11 protein-coding genes are annotated in these 18174 nt (G+C 70.1%); 2 read left to right on the top strand and 9 right to left on the bottom strand.

Annotation, left to right across the window (positions count from 1 at the left end; translation table 11 throughout):
* The first annotated feature begins 167 nt into the window (after nt 1–167).
* On the top strand, nt 168–4103 hold the full coding sequence (gene eccCa, locus ACWCQ1_RS36120; protein WP_451028266.1) for a type VII secretion protein EccCa: 3936 nt from the start codon (nt 168–170) through the stop codon (nt 4101–4103).
* 308 nt (nt 4104–4411) lie between these two features.
* Here the strand turns inward: eccCa and ACWCQ1_RS36115 are convergent, their stop codons facing one another.
* Complete coding sequence (locus ACWCQ1_RS36115; RefSeq protein WP_451028265.1) at nt 4412–5653, bottom strand: S8 family serine peptidase; 1242 nt, start codon at nt 5651–5653, stop codon at nt 4412–4414.
* 96 nt (nt 5654–5749) lie between these two features.
* Between ACWCQ1_RS36115 and ACWCQ1_RS36110 the strand changes: the two genes are divergently transcribed.
* A complete protein-coding gene (locus tag ACWCQ1_RS36110; protein WP_451028264.1) occupies nt 5750–9085 on the top strand; it encodes a right-handed parallel beta-helix repeat-containing protein in 3336 nt (1111 codons plus the stop codon).
* 75 nt (nt 9086–9160) lie between these two features.
* Here ACWCQ1_RS36110 and ACWCQ1_RS36105 read toward each other — a convergent pair whose 3' ends face one another.
* The 8 genes from ACWCQ1_RS36105 to ACWCQ1_RS36070 form a co-directional block, all read right to left on the bottom strand.
* Nucleotides 9161–10303, bottom strand: a complete 1143-nt coding sequence (locus tag ACWCQ1_RS36105) for a hypothetical protein (protein WP_451028263.1) — start codon at nt 10301–10303, stop codon at nt 9161–9163.
* Between the two features lie 223 nt (nt 10304–10526).
* Nucleotides 10527–13787 carry a hypothetical protein gene (locus ACWCQ1_RS36100; RefSeq protein WP_451028262.1) on the bottom strand — a complete coding sequence of 1087 codons (3261 nt, stop codon included), beginning with the start codon at nt 13785–13787 and terminating at the stop codon, nt 10527–10529.
* 156 nt (nt 13788–13943) lie between these two features.
* Nucleotides 13944–15011 (bottom strand): sugar-binding transcriptional regulator, encoded by a 1068-nt coding sequence (locus ACWCQ1_RS36095; RefSeq protein WP_451028261.1) that lies wholly within the window; start codon nt 15009–15011, stop codon nt 13944–13946.
* Nucleotides 15011–15169 carry a hypothetical protein gene (locus tag ACWCQ1_RS36090; protein WP_451028260.1) on the bottom strand — a complete coding sequence of 53 codons (159 nt, stop codon included), beginning with the start codon at nt 15167–15169 and terminating at the stop codon, nt 15011–15013. Before ACWCQ1_RS36090 ends, ACWCQ1_RS36095 begins: the two co-directional genes overlap by 1 nt.
* 197 nt (nt 15170–15366) lie before the next feature.
* On the bottom strand, nt 15367–15657 hold the full coding sequence (locus ACWCQ1_RS36085; protein WP_451028259.1) for a WXG100 family type VII secretion target: 291 nt from the start codon (nt 15655–15657) through the stop codon (nt 15367–15369).
* An 83-nt stretch (nt 15658–15740) separates the two neighbouring features.
* Nucleotides 15741–16076, bottom strand: a complete 336-nt coding sequence (locus ACWCQ1_RS36080; RefSeq protein ID WP_451028258.1) for a WXG100 family type VII secretion target — start codon at nt 16074–16076, stop codon at nt 15741–15743.
* Nucleotides 16077–16867: 791 nt separating this feature from the next.
* Complete coding sequence (locus ACWCQ1_RS36075; protein WP_451028257.1) at nt 16868–17830, bottom strand: ATP-grasp domain-containing protein; 963 nt, start codon at nt 17828–17830, stop codon at nt 16868–16870.
* A 3-nt stretch (nt 17831–17833) separates the two neighbouring features.
* The gene (locus ACWCQ1_RS36070) at nt 17834–18112 is read right to left on the bottom strand and encodes a hypothetical protein (RefSeq protein ID WP_451028256.1); all 279 of its coding nucleotides are present in this window, start codon (nt 18110–18112) and stop codon (nt 17834–17836) included.
* Nucleotides 18113–18174: the final 62 nt, after the last annotated feature.

Below are 18174 nucleotides of genomic sequence, written 5' to 3'. Positions count from 1 at the left end.
GATGTGAAGAATCTCACTTCACTTCACCGACTTTGATGCGAACCCGCGTCCGGGCGGACATCGAATAATTCCGTGCCATTGCCGCGAAATTGTTCTGAAATCATTGAGGAGGCCATTCGTTGAGCGTGATCCTGTTCCGCAGGCCGGCACGCCGCAAAGGTCCGGAAATGCCGTCGGGAGAGCTGAGCCTTCAGGAGCCTCCGACCCTTCCGGAAACCGTTCCGGACAGTTCCGCGGTATGGACATACTTGCCGATGGCGCTGATGTCCGTCTCCATGATGCTGATGTTCATGAGACCGGGCATGAGCAAGTCCAGCGGCGGATTCATGTACGTCGCGCTGGGCGTGATGGTGATCGCGTCCGCGGGAATGATGATCGGCCAGGTCATGCGCAAGAGCGGCGAGCGCAAGCAGCGGATGAAGGGCGAACGCCGCGACTATCTGCGTTATCTGCGGCAGACACGCCGCAAGGTGCAGGCCTCCGTCATCGACCAGCAACTCGCCCTCGCCTGGCGGCATCCCGCGCCGGACGCGCTGTCCTCGTTCGTGCGCAGCACCCGGCTGTGGGAGCGCCGCGCGTCCGACGAGGACTTCGCCGAGGTCCGGATGGGCAGCGGTGACCAACGCCTGTCGATGAAGCTGACCCCGCTGTCGACGAAGCCCGTCGAAGACCTCGAACCGCTGTCCGCGCATGCGCTGCGCAGCTTCACCAAGGCCTACTCGACCGTACGCGACCAGCCCATCGCGATCTATCTGCGCGCCTGGTCGAAGGTGCTCTTCCGCGGGGAGGAGGAGCCGATACGGGATGTGGCGCGCGCTCTGCTCGCCCAACTGGCGTTCTTCCACTCCCCCGACGACCTGTGGATCGCGCTGTGTGTGTCGGACGAACGGCGGGCCGAGTGGGAGTGGGCGAAGTGGCTCCCGCACAGCCTGCACCGCCACGAGGAGGACGGCGCCGGGCCGGCCCGCCTGATCACCTCGGCCTTCAGCGAGCTGGAGAATCTGCTCGGTGCCGAGTTCCTCGAGCGTCCGAGTGCCGACCCGGACGCCGTTCCGGGACGGGAGGAGCCCTACACGGTGGTCGTGCTCGACGGCTGCACCATGCCCGCGGGTCACCGTTTCGACGGCCTCGGGTTCCGCAACGCGGTGGTGCTCGACCTGAACGGCGCTGTCGCCTGGAAGCCCGGTCGCACCACCCTGCGTCTGGAGGTGGAGCAGGAGAAGGTCGCGCTGGTACGCACGGACCGCGACCGCAAGGAGCAGACGACGGTACTCGGCAGGCCCGACCGGTTCAGACCGGTGGAAGCGCTGGCGCTGTCCCGGCTGCTCGCGCCCTACCGGATGACGGTGGGCGGTGACGACTCCAAACCGCTCTCCGACGATGTCCAGCTGACGACACTGCTGAACATCCCGGATCTGCACCGGCACGAGCCGTCGACGCTCTGGGAGCAGTACACCGGCAGCGCCCGGCTCCGGGTCCCCATCGCGGTCAGCGGCGACGGCAGGCCCGTGGAGCTGGACATCAAAGAGTCCGCGCAGGGCGGCACGGGACCCCACGGCATGCTCATCGGCGCCACCGGCTCCGGAAAGAGCGAACTGCTGCGTACCCTCGTGCTCTCCCTCGCCCTCACCAACTCCTCCGAGACCCTGAACTTCGTCCTCGTCGACTTCAAGGGCGGCGCGACCTTCCTCGGGCTCGACGAACTGCCGCACACCTCCGCCGTCATCACCAACCTCGCCGACGAGGTGGCGCTGGTCTCCCGGATGCAGGACGCCCTGCACGGCGAGCTGATACGCCGCCAGGAACTGTTGCGGGCCGCCGGCAACTACACCTCCGCGCTGGAGTACGAGAAGGCGCGCCAGTCCGGGGTGCCGCTGCAGCCGCTGCCCAGCCTGTTCGTCGTGGTCGACGAGTTCAGCGAACTGCTGTCCGCGCACCGGGACTTCATGGAGCTCTTCGTCATGATCGGCCGACTCGGCCGTTCACTCGGGGTGCATCTGCTGCTCGCCTCGCAGCGGCTGGACGAGGGCCGCATGCACCAACTGGAGAGCCATCTGTCGTACCGGATCGGCCTGCGCACGTTCTCCGCGATGGAGAGCCGCGGTGTGCTGGGCGTGCCGGACGCCTACGAGTTGCCCGCGCAGCCGGGTGCCGGTTTCCTCAAGAGCGGTGTCGACGCGCTGACGCGGTTCCATGCCGCCTACGTGTCGGGCCCGTACGAGCGGCGCCGCGCCGTCCTCCAGGCGCAGGTGGCACGCCAGGTGGTGCCGTGGACGGCGAACTGGGTAGTGCCGCGCGCGCCCGCCGACCCCGACGTCACGGGCGAGGCCGAGCAGGAGCCGGACGACCCCGACGAGGGGACCAACGAGACGCTGCTGTCGGTGGCGCTCGACCGGCTGCGCGGCTCGGGGCCGCCTGCCCACCAGGTCTGGCTCCCGCCACTCGGCGCGCCGTCCACGCTGGACCAGATCCTGCCTCCGCTGGCGCCCGACCCGCGGTTCGGACTCACCACGGCGGACTGGCCGTTGCGGGGCCGGCTCACCGTACCGGTGGGCGTCGTGGACCGGCCGTTCGACCAACTTCGTGATCTGCTGACGGTGGACCTGTCGGGGGCCGGGGGCCACGTGGCCATCGCCGGTGGTCCCCAGAGCGGCAAGAGCACCCTGCTGAGGACCCTCATCACCGCGCTCGCCCTCACCCACACGCCGCGGGAAGTGCAGTTCTACTGCCTTGACTTCGGTGGCGGCACACTCGCCACGCTCGAGGGCCTGCCCCATGTGAGCGGCGTGGCGTCCCGCGTGGACAATGAGCGGGTGGGCCGGGTGATCGCGGAGGTCAACACGCTGCTCAGCCGGCGTGAGCGGTTCTTCCTGGAGCACGGCATCGACTCCATGCCCACGTACCGCAAGCGGCGCGCGGCGGGCGAGTTCGCCGACGAGCCGCACGGCGACGTCTTCCTGGTCATCGACGGCTGGTCCACCGTGCGGCAGGACTACGACCGGCAGATCCCCACCTTCAACGCGCTGGCCGCCCGCGGACTCAACTACGGCGTCCACCTGATGATCACCACCGCCCGGTGGGTGGAGCTGTCGTCGTCGGTGCGCGACCAGGCCGGTACCCGTCTCGAGCTGCGGATGGGTGACCCGATGGACTCGCAGATCGACTCCCGCAAGGCGGCGTCGGTCCCGCGCAGTCCGGGCCGCGGCCTGACTGCCGACAAGCTGCACTATCTGTCGGCGCTGCCGCGTGTCGACGGGGTCGAGGACTCCGACGACCTCGCCGACGGCATCGCGGGGCTCATCTCCGCGGTCAGCGAGAACTGGCCGGGCCCGGCCGCGCCCCGGGTCCGGATGCTGCCCACCAGCCTGCCGCTCGCTGAACTTCCCGCGCCCGAGGGCGAGATGGGCCTCAGGATCCCGATCGGCCTGGACGAGAACGAACTCGCCCCGGTATGGCACGACTTCTCCGAGAACCCGCACATGATCATCGTCGGCGACAGCGAGTGCGGCAAGACGAACCTGCTGAAGGTGATCGCCAAGGGCATCACCGAGCGGTACACACCCGCCGAGGCCCGTATCATGACGGTGGACTACCGGCGGGAGCTGGTGGAGAGCGTCCCCGAGCCGTACCGGCTTGGACACGCAGTGTCCACCGACATGCTGAAGGATCTCGTGGACGGGGCGGCCAGAGCGGTCCGGCAGCGGGTGCCCGGCGAGGACATCGCCCCGTCGCGGATGAGGCTGGGCGACTGGTGGCAGGGACCACGGCTGTTCATCCTGGTCGACGACTACGACATGATCGGCAGCGGTCCCATGACGCAGCCGTTCACCCCGCTGCTCGACCATCTCGCGCTCGGCCATGAGGTCGGCCTGCACATGATCGTGGCCCGCTCCTCCGCGGGAGCCGGGCGGGGCCTCAACGAGATGCTGATGCGCAGGCTCCAGGAGGTCAACACCCCCGGCCTGCTGATGTCCTGCCCGCCGAGCGAGGGGTATCTCTTCGGCAGTGTGAAGGGACGCGAGCTGATCCCCGGCCGTGCGGTGCGTATCGCGCGGCGCAAGACCCTCCAGATCCAGACTCCGCTGCTGGAGGACAAGCTCTGATGTCCGGCACCAGCGGCACGGACCGCCGCGGCCCCGTTCTGGTGCCGCGGACTGTTCGTGCCGTGCCGCGGCTCCCTGGGGGCGACGCCCGGCGCAGTGCGCACGGGACGACTGGTGCGGCGGCTCACCACCGGGCCGCGTCCGGCCTCACGGCTCGACGGCAAGACCCCGTGGCCAGCCTCGCGGGGGCACGCCAGGTCCCCTGGGCGGGTCTCGCGGCGCCACTCCATGGCCCTGCGACCGGCCTCGCGGGGCCACGCCGAAACCCCGCGGCCGGCCTCGCGGGGCCGGGGCTGCCCGGAGGCGGATCACTGACCGGGCTGCTGCGCCGCGGACGCCTCCGCCGGGTTGCCGGGCGGCAGCCAGTTCCTGGCCCGGCCGCGTGGGATCACCACGGCCATGCCTCCCACCAGCAGGACGATCGCGAGGCTCGCGGCGGCGATCACCAAAGACCGGGTCCGGGGGCCGGGGTCGGCGGCCGCGGGCAGGTGGGCGGGGACAGGCTTCGCCGAGGCCGCCTCACCCCTGTCCGGGACGACGGAAAGGGCGGCGAAGGGGTCGGCCCTTGGAGTGTCCGCCGGATAGGCGGTGGCGAGCAGCCGGTGGGTGACCTCCGCCGCACTCGCGTCGGGCTGGTAGGCCCGTACGAGGGCGGCGGTCCCCGCGACAACGGCCGCGGCCAGCGAGGCACCGGAGCCTATGTAGTGCCCGGAGCCCTGCGGTCCGGCGCTGACCATGGAGCTGCCGGGCGCGGACAGGTCCGGCTCGTAGGCGGGCGGCGCGTTCTGCTGCCGTACGCCGCTGGGTCCGAAGTCCACGACGGACAGCACGTCCGGCACAGCGGCCGGCCAGTACGGTCCCTCGGGCATCTTGTTGCCGGGCCCCAGTTCCTCCTTGGGCACGGCGTCCGGCGCGGCGGGAGCGACCACGAGCGCGTCCCGCTTCGTGGCATACGCGACGGCCGCGGTGAGTTCCGCCTTTCCGGTACGCAGGACGTAGCCGACGTAGATGACCTGCGCGCCCCGGTCCGCCGCCGTACGTATGCCGTCGGCGACCCTCTGCACGGAGGGCACACCGCGGTCGTCGGTCCCGCGCAGGGCGACGATCTTCGCGGCCGGTGCCGCCCCGGTGATACCGCTGCCCTTCTGCGGGGCCGCCGCGATGAGGCCGGCGGCGAAGGTGCCGTGTCCCACGCAGTCCTCGTCCGCCCCGTCGAGGGCCGTTACCCGCCCGGACAGGCTGGGCACGTCCGGGGTGACTCCGGTATCGACCACTCCGACCGTCACCCCGCTCCCCCGGGAGATCCGCTGTGCCCGCGTCAGGCCGAGGGCCGTCTGCGACCACGTCACTCCGGTCGCGGTCTCGTCCGACGGCCCGGTGCACGGATTGCCCTCGCCGAGCCGGACCGGCAACGGAGGCAGCAGCGTCGTGCCGGGGGCCTCGTCGCCGGAAGAGGCCGACGGCCCGCCGTCTGCGGCGAAGGCGGGGACAAGGGGCACCGGCATGGCGACCGCGGCAGCCAGCACAAAGCCCACATACCTGTATTTCATGGCATTTCGCATACCCTGCATGATATGCACATGACACGCTCGGCGCACGCGCGGGGCAGGGCCAATGAGGCAGAAAAACGAGGAGGTTCGAGGCGCGTGGCACGGCAGATACTCACGGTCAGCCCGGAGCGGACGGACGGTTTCCCGACGATCGGTGAGGCACTGGCCCAGGCACGCACCGGGGCGGTGATCCGGGTGCGTCCCGGCCGCTACGCCGAGAAGCTCGTCATCAGGAACCGGGTGACGATCGTCGCCGAGGGCGAGCCGGGATCAGTCGAGATCTGCCCCCGCTCCGGCACCGCCGTCAGCCTCATGGCCGACGCCGTCATGCTCACCGGTCTGACCCTGAGCGGCCGCGACAAGGAACTGCCGGTGGTCGACGTACCGGCCGGCCAGGCCGCACTCGACGGCTGTGTCGTCAACGGCTCCGGATGGACCGCGCTGCTGGTCCGCGGCCAGGGCTCCCTGGCCGCCCGCGGTTGTCGGATCAGCAACCCCGGCGGCGCCGGCGTCGTCGACTCCTCGGGCACCGAAAGCGTCCTGGACAACTGCGTGTTCGAGAACTTCGGCACCTCCGCGGTGGTCATCGGCGAGACGGCCAGACCCCTCGTCCGCGACTGCCGGATACGCGGCGCGCGGGCCAACGGTGTGCTGGCGAGCGGCGAGGCCGGCGGCACGGTGGAAGGCTGTGACATCTCCGGCACCGACAAGCCCGCTATCGCCCTGGAAGGCCACAGCTCGACCCGGATCCTGCGGTCCACCATCCACCGCACCTCGGTGGGACTGCTCGTGACCAGCGTCTCCCGCCCCGAGATCGAGGAGACCTCGTTCGAGTCCATCACCCAGAGCGCCGTCGTCATCTCCGGCGGTGCGGACCCCCTGCTGCGCCGCTGCGTGACCCGGCGCACCAAGAACAGCGGTGTGCTCGTCCTCGACCGCTCGCGCGGCATCCTGGAGGAGTGCGAGTTCCACACCTCCACGGAGTCCGCCATCCGGGTCGTCGAGGGGTCCGCCCCGCTGTTCCGCGACACGGTCGTGAGCGACTGTGCCGACACCGCCGGGGCGGTGCTGCTGGCCAACGACTCCACAGCCGAGTTCGACCGGCTGGACGTACTGGACGCAGCCGGGGTCGGCGTCTCCGTACGGTCCTCCGCCAACCCCCTGCTGCGCCATGTCAAGGTCACCAGGGCGGGCGGCCACGGCATCGAGATCGGTGACGACGGCCGCGGCCGCCTGGAGCACTGCGAGATCGAGTCCGCGGGCGGCTGCGCGCTGAGCATCGACGACGACGCCGACCCCGAGGTCAGCGACACCGTGATACGGTCCTCGGCCCGTTCGGGCGTCCTCATCGGCGAGCGCGGCCGTGGCAGCCTTCGGGACTGCCAGATCAGCGACAGCGCCGACGCCGGTGTGAGCGTGCGAGACGGCGGTGAGATCCTGCTGGACAGGGTCCGGGTGAGCGGCTCGAAGGCCCACGGTGTCCAGGTGTCGCGGGGCGGCCGCGCCTCGCTCACCGCCTGCGAGATCACCGGCAGCGCCGGCGACGGCGTACGCGTCGACAGCACCGAGCCGGTGAATGTCACCCGGTGCGTGGTACGCGAGAACCAGGGCGCGGGACTGCGGCAGACCCAGGCCGGCGACCGCATCTCGGTGGACTTCCTGACCAGCGCGGACAACGGCTCAGCCGACAGCTGGGGCGAGAACGAAGAAACGAGGGGCGGGGGCGGAGGAGCCCCGGGAGAGTCCAAAGGGGGCACCGAGCCGCAGAGCCCGCTGGCCGAACTGGAGGGGCTCGTCGGTCTGGACAACGTCAAGCACCAGGTGCACACCCTGGTCAACCTCAATCAGCTCGCGGAACGCCGCCGACGGCTCGGCATGCCGGTCCCCTCGATGAGCCGGCACCTGATCTTCGCCGGGCCGCCCGGCACCGGTAAGACCACCGTGGCCCGACTGTACGGGAGCATCCTGGCAGACATCGGCATCCTGCGTACCGGCCACCTGGTGGAGGTCGCCCGCGCCGATCTGGTGGCCCAGATCATCGGCGGTACGGCCATCAAGACCACCGAGGCGTTCAACAGCGCGTTGGGTGGCGTCCTGTTCATCGACGAGGCGTACACCCTCACCCCCGAAGGGGCCTCAGGCAACGACTTCGGGCGCGAGGCAGTCGACACCCTGCTGAAACTGATGGAGGACCACCGCGACGACGTGGTCGTGGTGGCGGCCGGATACTCCGAGCAAATGGAGTCGTTCCTGTCCGCCAACCCGGGTCTCGCCTCCCGTTTCACGCGCACCATCGAGTTCGGCAACTACGCGGTGGAGGAGCTGGTGACCATCACCGAGAGCATGTGCCTGCACCACCAGTTCGAGCTCGGGCCGCTGACCCGGGAAGCACTGGCCGTGCGCTTCGAGCAGATGACGCGGGACGCGACCTTCGGCAACGGCCGGGCGGCCCGCGCGGTGTTCGAGGAGATGGTGGACCGGCAGGCGTTCCGGCTCGCGTCCATGCCGAACCCGGGCGAGAACGACCTGACGCTGCTGCTGCCGCAGGACGTCGGGGACGCTGAGGCGGCGGCCGTCGACGGATCACCGCGGAACGCGGACGGCACGGACGACGCGCACGACCCGATGGCCGAACTCGAGGCCATGGTCGGACTCGCGGCCGTGAAGCGGGAGGTCACCGATCTGGTGAGTCTGCTGGCCAACGCCCGCCAGCGGATCGCGGCGGGGCTGCCCTCCCCCAGGATCAGCAACCATCTGGTCTTCACCGGACCGCCCGGAACCGGAAAGACCACGGTGGCCCGGCTTTACGCCAGACTCCTGCATTCGCTGGGGGTGCTGCCCCGCTCCACCCTGGTGGAGGTAGCACGCGCCGACCTGGTGGGCCAGTACGTCGGACATACCGCCCAGCGCACCAAGGAAGTCTTCGAAAGCGCCCTGGGCGGCGTGCTGTTCATCGACGAGGCCTACACCCTCACCCCCGAGGGCTCCTCCAACGACTTCGGACGCGAAGCCGTCGACACCCTGCTGAAACTGATGGAGGACCACCGCGACGAGGTCGTGGTCATCGTCGCCGGATACACCGAGGAGATGGAGGGTTTCCTGGCGTCCAACCCCGGGCTGTCCTCACGGTTCTCCAAATACGTGCAGTTCGAGGACTACAGCACGGACGAACTGGTCACCATCGTGACCCGGCACGCCGCCGCATCCGGTTACGAGTGCAGCGCCGACACCCTCGCGGAGCTGCGCGCGCACGTGGACGCGATCCCCAGAGACCGTTCCTTCGGCAACGCCCGACTGGCCCGCCAGTTGCTGGAGACCATGATGACGAGCCAGGCCCGGCGCCTGGCCCAGATCCAGTCCCCCAGTCTCGCCGACCTCACCACCCTGCTCCCCGAAGACCTGCCGGCACGGCGTCCACAGACCGCTCTGTGACGGAGAGCGCCCGCCGGACGTCGGTCCGGCGGGCGCTTCCCGTGCTGTGGGCCGTCGCCGACCAGGCCCACAGCGTCACACGGTGAACCTCACCGCTTCGAGCGCACGCTCCTTGCTCACATCGCCGCCGAAGACGAACTTGTTGGTGGTCTCGGCGGTGTCACAACCGAGACCCAGCCAGCCCTTGCCGCTGACGTAGGCGTCCTGGCAGATGTTGCCGCCGTTGCCCCTATTCACGTTGATGGCGAAGCCGCTCATGTTCCGTGCCGACTTACTCGCCGTTCCTATGACGAGGTCGCTGCCGTTGCCCACGCCCTTCCACGGCGTCGTAAATCCGGCACCCTGGTAGGCCGCATTGGCGTTCGTGCCGTTCGTGCCGGCCACGGCGATGTTGAGGGCTTTGATGGCACGCCCGTCCGTACCCGCCGTGGCACCGTCGCACACCGGAGCCTGCCAGCCGGTACCCGCAACGTAGGCCCGGTAGCAGATGTGCCGGCCTCCGCTCGCGGCGGCCAGCTTCGAGACGGCCAGCGCCGCGGTGTTCGGGGCGGGCTTGGGAGGCTTCGGCTCCACCACCGCCTTCGGCTTCGGAGCGCTCTCGGCGGGAGCATCGACCGGCGGAGCCGGAACAGAGATCTGCGGCGCCGGCTTCCGCGCCTTGGCGGAGGGCTTGGCGCTCGACGCCACCGGTGTGGGCTTGGCCGGGGCATAGTTACCCCGCGGCGCGTACTCGACATCGTCCTGAAGGGCGGTGCCGGACTTCGCGGCCACCGCCACCCTGTCCTTCTTGGGCTTGGAGTCGTCCGTCGCGAAGATCAGCAGCGGCACCGCGAGAAGGACGACGCCGGCGATGCCCGCGGCGGCGAGCAGGGGCTTCTTCGGGTTACCGGAGGGCGGTTCGCCGTCACCGCGGCCGGTTCCCTCAGCGGCAGCCCCCGCCCCCATGGCGGCGGCCCTGGCTTCCGCAGTCGCCGCGGCAGCGGTCGACGCCGCCTGGACCCCCTCCTTCGCGGACGCGGCTTCCGGCTCGGACGAGGGCTGTTCCGAGGCCACCGCGCCTTCCGCGGCCGTACCGCTGGCCACGCTGGGCCGCGCGGACGCGGCGCTGTCCGCCGACGTGTCGAGCCGCAACCCCACCGTCGGCTCGCTCTCGCCCCGCTTCGCGCCAGCGGACTCCGGCACGGCGGGGGTGAGCTTCGGGCCCGGGTCCGCTCCCACGGACCCCAGCGCGACCGCCCTGCGGAAGGACGACCGCACCCCGCCGACAGACGAAGCCGCGCTCCCGTCAGCTGAGGACCCCGGCGACGACCCGTCGCGAGAGGGCCCGCTCTGTTGCCTTGCCATCATTCTCCTTCGCCTTGGATGACTCTGTGCGTTGTCCGGTTGCTCGTGCCCGATGGCTGATCCCCGGCATCCGAGGTGGTCCTCGACGCCCGCCCCGCTACCCACGCAGGCTCAGGGGCCCGGTGCAGCGCTCAGGCCAGCCCCCGCTACCGCCTACCGCGAAGCCCTTTGCGAGCGCCGCTTCGAGGTGTGCGAGGGCCTTGAGATCAAGCCCGCTCAGCTCCTGCGTTCCGTCCATGTAGACGCTCGCTATGCCCGGGAGCTCACGTAGCAGCACCACGGGAGAATCGTCGGGCCCGGTCCGTACCCCCAGCACCCGGAAGCCCGTCCCCGGCATGAAGACGACCTCGTCATGCATCTGTGTGGCTCCGGAGCGCTGGTCGAGTAACTGCCGGACCCTGCGCCCGGTGACGGACCAGATCGCATAGCGGACGGGGGACCCGGCGGGAAGCCCCGAGGAGTCGGCCAGAGTACTGACCGGCGCGGGCTCCTGCACCAGGGACCCCACCGCGGGCTCGGGTTCCGCGGTGGCCCCGCCGCGCAGGGCCACACCGCAGTAGGACGGGAGCCGCCGCAGAGCGGACGCCAGGCATCCGGCGTAGGGCAGCAGGCGGCCCTCACCGGTACGCAGGTCCCGGATCAGCTCGCGATGGTGCAACAGCCCTTCCTCAGTGGTGAGGTAGGCGTACGCGGCGACGAGATCGCTCCTCGCCTCCTCCAGTTCGCGGCCGCGCAGCGCAGGCATCCGCGTGAGCATGCTGGAGACGGCGGCGGCGTGCCTCTCCCACGTCTCCGAAGCGAGGTCACGGAAGGCCTCGCGTTCGGCGGCGCTGCTGACATGGCCCGGCACGATCGGAAGGCGCACGGTCCACGACGCGGAAGCCGACTCCGGATCCGGCCGCGCGGACCTCTCCGGGGCGGCGTGCGCTTGCGGCCCTGGCTGCTTCGGCGCGTCACCACGGCCCCGGTCGGCACCCCTCGCGACCCCCACGTCCGGGCCGGGTCCCTGCACCCCGTCGCCGTCACCGCGCCCTCGCCGGTCACCGTCGGCACCGGTCACCGCACGACCGGGCGTGTGTCGCGGCGCGCCGACAGCCGTTCCGCCGGCGGCGCCGCTCTCCGGCTTCACGCGAGCGAGGGAGGCCGCCTCGGGAGCGAGCTGCTCCCCACCGGGAGTCTCCGACACCTCATCAGCCTCGCGGCCGGCACCCTCGCCGGCCGGCGAACCACCGGGCGGCGTATCGCCGGAGGCATGCGCGGTGACGCCGCCGTGGCCGGGCTCGCCCTCCGGTGCCGCGCCCGTGTCCGCGGCCGTCGTCGGCGCGGGCGCGGCGTGCGTCCTGTCGCCCTGCGCGCCTGGCGTGATACGACCGGACATGGAGCCCCCGGACGGGGAGCTCCCGGGCTTGGAACCCGCGGGGGTGGGGCGGCCGATCGACATACCACCGGACGCATATCTCATCGATCCCGTGCCCGTTCCGCCACCGCCACCGGACTCGGCTTCCGAGTCCCGGCCGCCGGCGACCTCACCGGACGGCCCCGGCGACTCAGGTGCGGCAGTACGGAGTCCGGCGGACGTCCGTGCGCCGGACTCCGCGGCGGCGGCCTGGGTCAGTGCCTCGCGCGGGTCGGCCTCCGGGGCCGTCGGCCCGGAGGAGGAGGCGAGCTGCACGGAAGGCGCTGACGGTCCCGTGACCAGACCGTGCTCCCGCGGCGCGATGACCGACCAGGGGGCCGCTTGCTCCGCACCGGGCGCCCCCTCGCGGCGGGGCACCCGCGGCGCCGCGCTGCCGGGTGCCGTTCCCACCGGTGACGCGGCGGGAGACGGTCCGGCGACGGCCGTACCGATGTTCCGCGCCGCCGGAGCGGCGCCCGGCGCCGGGACCCGCGCGGACCCGGGACGTGGGGCCACGTACCCGGGGTGGGCGGCGTGCCCGGAGGTGACGTAGCGGATGGCCGCCACGCCGTGTTCGGCGGCCAGGCGGCGCAGTTCGCCCTCCCCCGTGACGAGCCTGCCGCGGACCAGCAGGGTCGCCCTGGACCGCGCGTCGGCTCCGAGACCGGTCAACAGCCGGGACAGCGCGGGCAGCAGCGACTCGTCCAGCGGCTGCCCCGGTGCGCCCAGTTCGATGGCGCAGACGTCCGGGTCTACGGCCAGCCCCGCCAACGGAGGACGGGGCCCGCCCCGTTCCCACAGGGCGAGTCCGGCCCGGGTCACGGTGGCCTGCCAGCGGTCCGTCAGCCGCAGGCTGCCCGGTTCGCTACCGCGGGGTATCCAGTCGGGCGGATGGCCTGCGACCAGCCGGGGGGCGGGAATCCTGCCCCCCGCGTCGGCAGGCAGGCAGGCCACGGACGTGACGAACGGATGCCAGTTCGGTCTGCCGTCGGTACTCACCAGGGTCGTCCGGGGGACGGCGCCGGGCGGCGCATGGTCGGCGAGCAGCGGCAGGCCCGTGAGCACCTCCACCCCACCGCCCACCATGTCGGCGACGGACTGGCCGAGCCGCAGCAGATCTCGGCGGCCCCCGGGAGCGAGACGGACACGGGACCGCTGTGCCACGGGCAGCGCCGCGAGCACGGCTGCCACCTCGTCGGCCGCGACGTCCTCGGCGTGGGGAGCGCCGACCACCACCGTGGGGCGCTCCAGGTCGACCGGCACCGCGAAGCACAGGTCGTCGGGATGCGACTGGGGAGCCTCGGCCGGACGCATCAGCACGCCCGCCGGTATCTGCTCCACCACGCAGCCGCCCGTCGTCCGCGACGGCACCCGGCCCAGCGCCTCCTGCCAGGCGGGAACGGGCGTGCGCGGGCCCAGCCTTCGGGGTGTCTCACCGGGCGCGAAGCGCCACCATCCGCTTCCCGGCCTGGAGTCCCCGTGGACGAAGAGCGCGCCTCCGGGGGTGATCAGCACGGCCGCGTCCGGAGCGATCACTTCGAGCTCCCAGGCGTCGGCGATCCTGCGGGCCACGCAGGGCCGGCCCGGCCGGTCGTCACCGGCATGCGACATGACGAGCCGGACCCGGCGGGTGCCCCTTGAGCGGAGGGAGTCGAGGAGAGTGCTCAGGCGGGTCCAGTGGTCGCCGCCGGACGCGCCGTCCCCGGCCACGGAGCCGACCATCACCGTGACGATGTCCTCGTCCACGCTGACGGCATGGGCCACTTCGGCGAGCGTCCCCAGTGGGAAGGAGTCGTCCTCGACCGACCGCACCAGCAGCACGCCGTCGATGTCCTCGACCAGTGAGGTGCCACCAGCCCCCCGGGTCGAGGCGTTGCCCGCGTCGACGGCCTGCCTGCGCGCGTCGGGCACCTGACCGCGCTCGCCGCCCCTGCGGAACAGGCCGGATCTCACGCGGCTCACGGATTCTTCCCAACGGACCGCCGACCGCCCGGCCTGGTCGCCGGTGCGGCGGCCTTCTCGGTGCTCTGCTGGGTCATTGCTGTCCTTACTAGATGCGTCGGGGCGCCAGGTCGGAGGGGGCCGGGCGGAAGAACCGGGGTGTTTCGCACGGGGTTCTCACACGGAGGTTTCCGTCACGCACGGCGTACCCGCCGTCAGCGGGGTGATCTCCCGGCCTTCGGACCACAGCAGACGGCGCGCGGTCGCCGTGTCCGTGACGAGGCCTGTGAGAAGGCCGGCGTTCAGTACGGCGCGGACCGCCTCGATTCTCCCCGCGCCACCCGAGATACCGATCAGCTCCGGAACGGCCCGGAGTTCGGCGGCGCTCATGGCGATCATGCGGGCGTTCAGCTCCGTGGTGATCGCTTCGCCCGCCGGGTCCAAGACCTGACCGACCACTTCGGCGCACGCTCCCAGCTCCCGGTACGTCTCGCGTTCCGGCTCCGGCAGATCGTCGTACACCGTGGAGAGCGTGGCCTCCCAGGCGCCGATGCCGACGACGGCCTTGGTGACCCGGCCGAACCGGTTCAGCGTCTCGGCGATGGCGGGCTGGCTTCTGAGGACGGTCGCCGTCGGCGCATTCGGCAGGATCAAGGGGGTGTAGAGGGGAAAGGCCCGGCCACCACCGGCCTGAGCGGTGCGGTGGACCGCGGCGACCGCGGGGTCATTTGCCAGATCCTGCCCGTGCACCCCGGTCAGCTGGACCACCTCGCAGGAGGGCAGCCGGGTGACCGCCTCGCTGAGCACCCGCACCGGACGGCTTCCGTCGAGACCGAGAACATCGCCTTCCTCGGCGATCTCCGAGATCAGCTGGGCCGCTGCCGTTCCGAGCCAGGGGCTGACCTGACGGGTGTCCGGGGAGGCCATCACGCCTCCGTCACTTCGGGTCAGGTTGACAACGATGGCGTGGCGGAGCCCGAAACGTTCGGCCAGCGCCCGGGAGAGCGGCGCGTCGATCTCCGCCGGGACCGTGATGTCGATCCGCACGATGTTGTGGGCCAGCGCGGCATCGAGGAGGCGGGCCACCTTGAAGCGGCTGATGTTGAATTCCTTGGCGATGTCGACCTTCGACTGGTTCTCGAGGTAGAAGCGTCGGGCGACGGAGGCCGCGAGGAGTCTGTCGACGGGCGCGGGGGGAACGTCGCCCTCGGGGTGTTCGCCCACGTCGTTCCACTGGGGTCGCATCAGTCGGTCCAGGTCGAACCGAGCACGAAGTCATAGAGCTCACGCGGTGTCCTCGCCCGTCCACCGGCGTCCGCGGCTGCGGGGGCGGTCTGCGTCAGATGCCACGGCTCCAGGGCGAGCGGGGGGGAGACGCGGACGATGTCCGCGCCGGTGACCAAGCGGGCGCCACGTGTACAGAGGTTTTCGGTCCGAGAAGCGTCCCACAGGGCACGCGCGCCAAGCGCAGTGTCCGCTCTCAGCACATCCATCCCTCCACGCGGCCGCACAAACGGCGTCTCCGCACAGTCGGTCTGATCACCCACCGTTGGTCACCTCCCGTCCGTATCCGCGGTTACAGCCCCTCGCCACCAAGACGTCACGACTCCCAGAGGTTCACGCCGTACTTCTCGCCGTGCACGTAGTGATCGGTGATCGTCCCCAGCGACGAGGTGGCTATCCCGGCCTGCCGCTGCATCTCCTCTGCGGCCGCGTCCCACTTGGCCTTCGCGACGTTGTAGATCTGGCGCGCGTCACTGCTCCACTCGGCCAGGCGCTGCTTGGAGGAGTCGTCCAGGTTGCGGATCATCTCCTGGACGTTCTTGGTGATGGTCTGCATCTCGCCCGCGACGAACTCCATCTGAGAAAAACTGACCTCGCAGGTGGCCATGCCCGTCCCTTTCGTTCAGAGGTTTCGTGGTCTCACCAGTCGATCGGCCGGCACACCCCGGGTGGGTTCGCGCCGGCCTCGGCTCAGGATCCGGGCAGTCCCGCGCCGATGGCCTGCTGGAGGGAGGCCGCCGAGTCGGTCGTGCTGGTGTGCACCCGGCCGTACTCGCCGGTCAGCGACTCGAGCTTCTCGGTGACGATCTGAAGCTGCTTCTTGACCGTGTTGCCGTTCTCCAGCCACGCGTTGAGGGCACTGACGAAGGTGGACCCGGCGTCCCCCTTCCAGGTGCTCTCCAGGGTGGTCGCCTGGTTCTGCATGTTGGTGAACGCGCTGGCCGTCTCGGTGAGCGCCTGCTCGAAATGCGGCAGCGCCGCCCGCATTCCCTCTACGTCGACCGTTGTCGTCGTAACCTCAGCCATCGCTCATCCCTTCTTCAACTGGGTGTTGCACTGCGGTGTTCCCCGCGGCACCCTCTGCTGTGCTCAACCCTGCGCGGACGCCGCGCCCGCGAGGAACGGTGAACAGTCTTTGTTGCCTGCCGGTACGCGGAGCTGTGCCCGCGTGTCACCAAACGCCTCCGGTACCGAGTGAGGTGCGGTGCCGGGATGTCCCGGGGGCCATAGGGCGGGCGCCTTCGGCCGCTCCGCGATGCGGTCCGCGAGACGGTGCGCGCCCTGGGCGGGCGGCCCCTTGGCGTCGTGCACCCGGCAGCCAGCCGCGTGTGAGGGTGCTCCCGCCCAGCACCCTGGCCCCGTCGACCGAGGACCCCGTCAGCTCACCGTCCTGCAGGACCACCTCCCCGTCGGTGCCGCCGAGCACGCCAGCGTTCGCGACGGTGGCGGACTCCACCTCGGCCTGGGGGCTTTGAGGGTTCCGCGGCAACACCGGCACGATGTGCCGGTGCGGGGCTCGCGAGCCGCAGCAAGGCTGCTCACCCACCTTAGGAAGCCGGCCCAGACGAAGTCCGCACCTGGCGGACACTTTGTCCGTGCAGACGACGGATGCTGCCTGCGCGTTCAACGGCTGCCGCCGGTGCCCGACCCCCCATTACCGTCGTAGCCCCGCAACGGGGTTACCGGCCCTCGCAGAACCACCTAGGGCGTCTATCAAGGCGGCTGAAGCGCTGACACTCGTATCGCGTCAAAACTGGGAGACAGTCAGCCCTCGGCAGGCTCTTCGATCGCAGCGATGAATGTGTGACGGCGTTGGGTCACTCCAGCTGCATTCCAGTAGAACTAAGGTCCGTCAAGTCGCTAGCGTCTGCTTGATTGGGATCGGTGAGTCGTCTTTTCAAGTATGCCAGGTATGCATCGAGTTTGTCGGCGGTGTGCCCGCCGCTGCTCATCGGAGGGTTCGGATTCACGTCCAGGACGCACCATTTTCCGGTTGTCCAGTGTCGGACGAGGTGGACTCCGGCGATGTCGTACCCCAATGATGTCGCTGCTTGCACAGCAGCGGCCCGCGCCGCCGGATCCAGGCCATTCGGGTCAACGATAGCGGCTTCCTCCCAGTTCAGCTTTGCCAACAGATCGCTGCTACCAATGCTGTGATGGTGCAGAGCGACTGAGATGGTCCCTCCGAAAATGAGCGCGAGATACGAACCGTCAGGTGGCACGAGTTCCTGAGCGAGTAGCCCGCGTGTATGGTTGCCGTTTCGGAGTTCTTCGGTGAACGCAGCCTCGTCGGCGACCAGGCTGCTCCTGCCGGATCTACCGCCCGTGACCGTTTTCAACACGAACGGAAGGTCCAGCTGCACGGCCAGGTCCCGATAGGATCTTGGGAGCAAGCGCGGCGGCAGATAAACCGTGGACGGTATAGAGAGTCCCCTGTTGGCCAGCCGGACGTACTTGAACAATCTTGTTGGCGCGCCGATGTCTGCGATGTTGACGGCGCGGACATCATTGGCGGCAAGATAGTCCGCGACTGCGTTCAACAGAGTCGCAGTGGGCCTCTGGTAGGAGGCGACTTGCACAAGACCGAAGTCGGCCAGATCCCGCCCACTCACGGTCTCCCGGATCCGGACTCCCCTGCGTCCGATGTCGATTGTGAGGTCCTCGATGCTGCAGAACGTGACCTCGAGGCCGGCGGTGGCTAACTCGTCCGCCAGCTTGACATGTTCGCCAAGGCCTTCCCCATTGAGCACTAGTGCGGGTTTTTGCGATGAGCGGGTCATCCGCTACTGGCCGCCCTTCTGTACGAACCCCCTGATTTTATCTGCGATAGCCTTGTCTATCTCTTCAGCATCTACCTCTTCCCCTTTCCGGAATCCGAGTTCGGAAAGCGTCAAGTCATCGAACTCCTCGAGGACTTCATCGATTGTGTCGATTACGTCTGCCGCCTTTGAGGATGCCTCCTCAGCCGAAGCCGCGAAAGTGCTCTGCTGCTCCGGATCCGGTTCTGTCTGTTCTTCATCCTCGGCGGCCGTTCGAGTTTCCCGGTCCTGATTGCTGGACACGCTTCGCTCCCTTGTTTTTGCGCTGCGAAGGCGGCGCTATGCGGTATGTCGGCCAACGCCTT

The organism is Streptomyces sp. NPDC002144, from assembly GCF_053593695.1.
The sequence above is the reverse complement of the archived record's forward strand: the minus strand, read 5'-3'. Positions and strand labels throughout refer to the sequence as shown.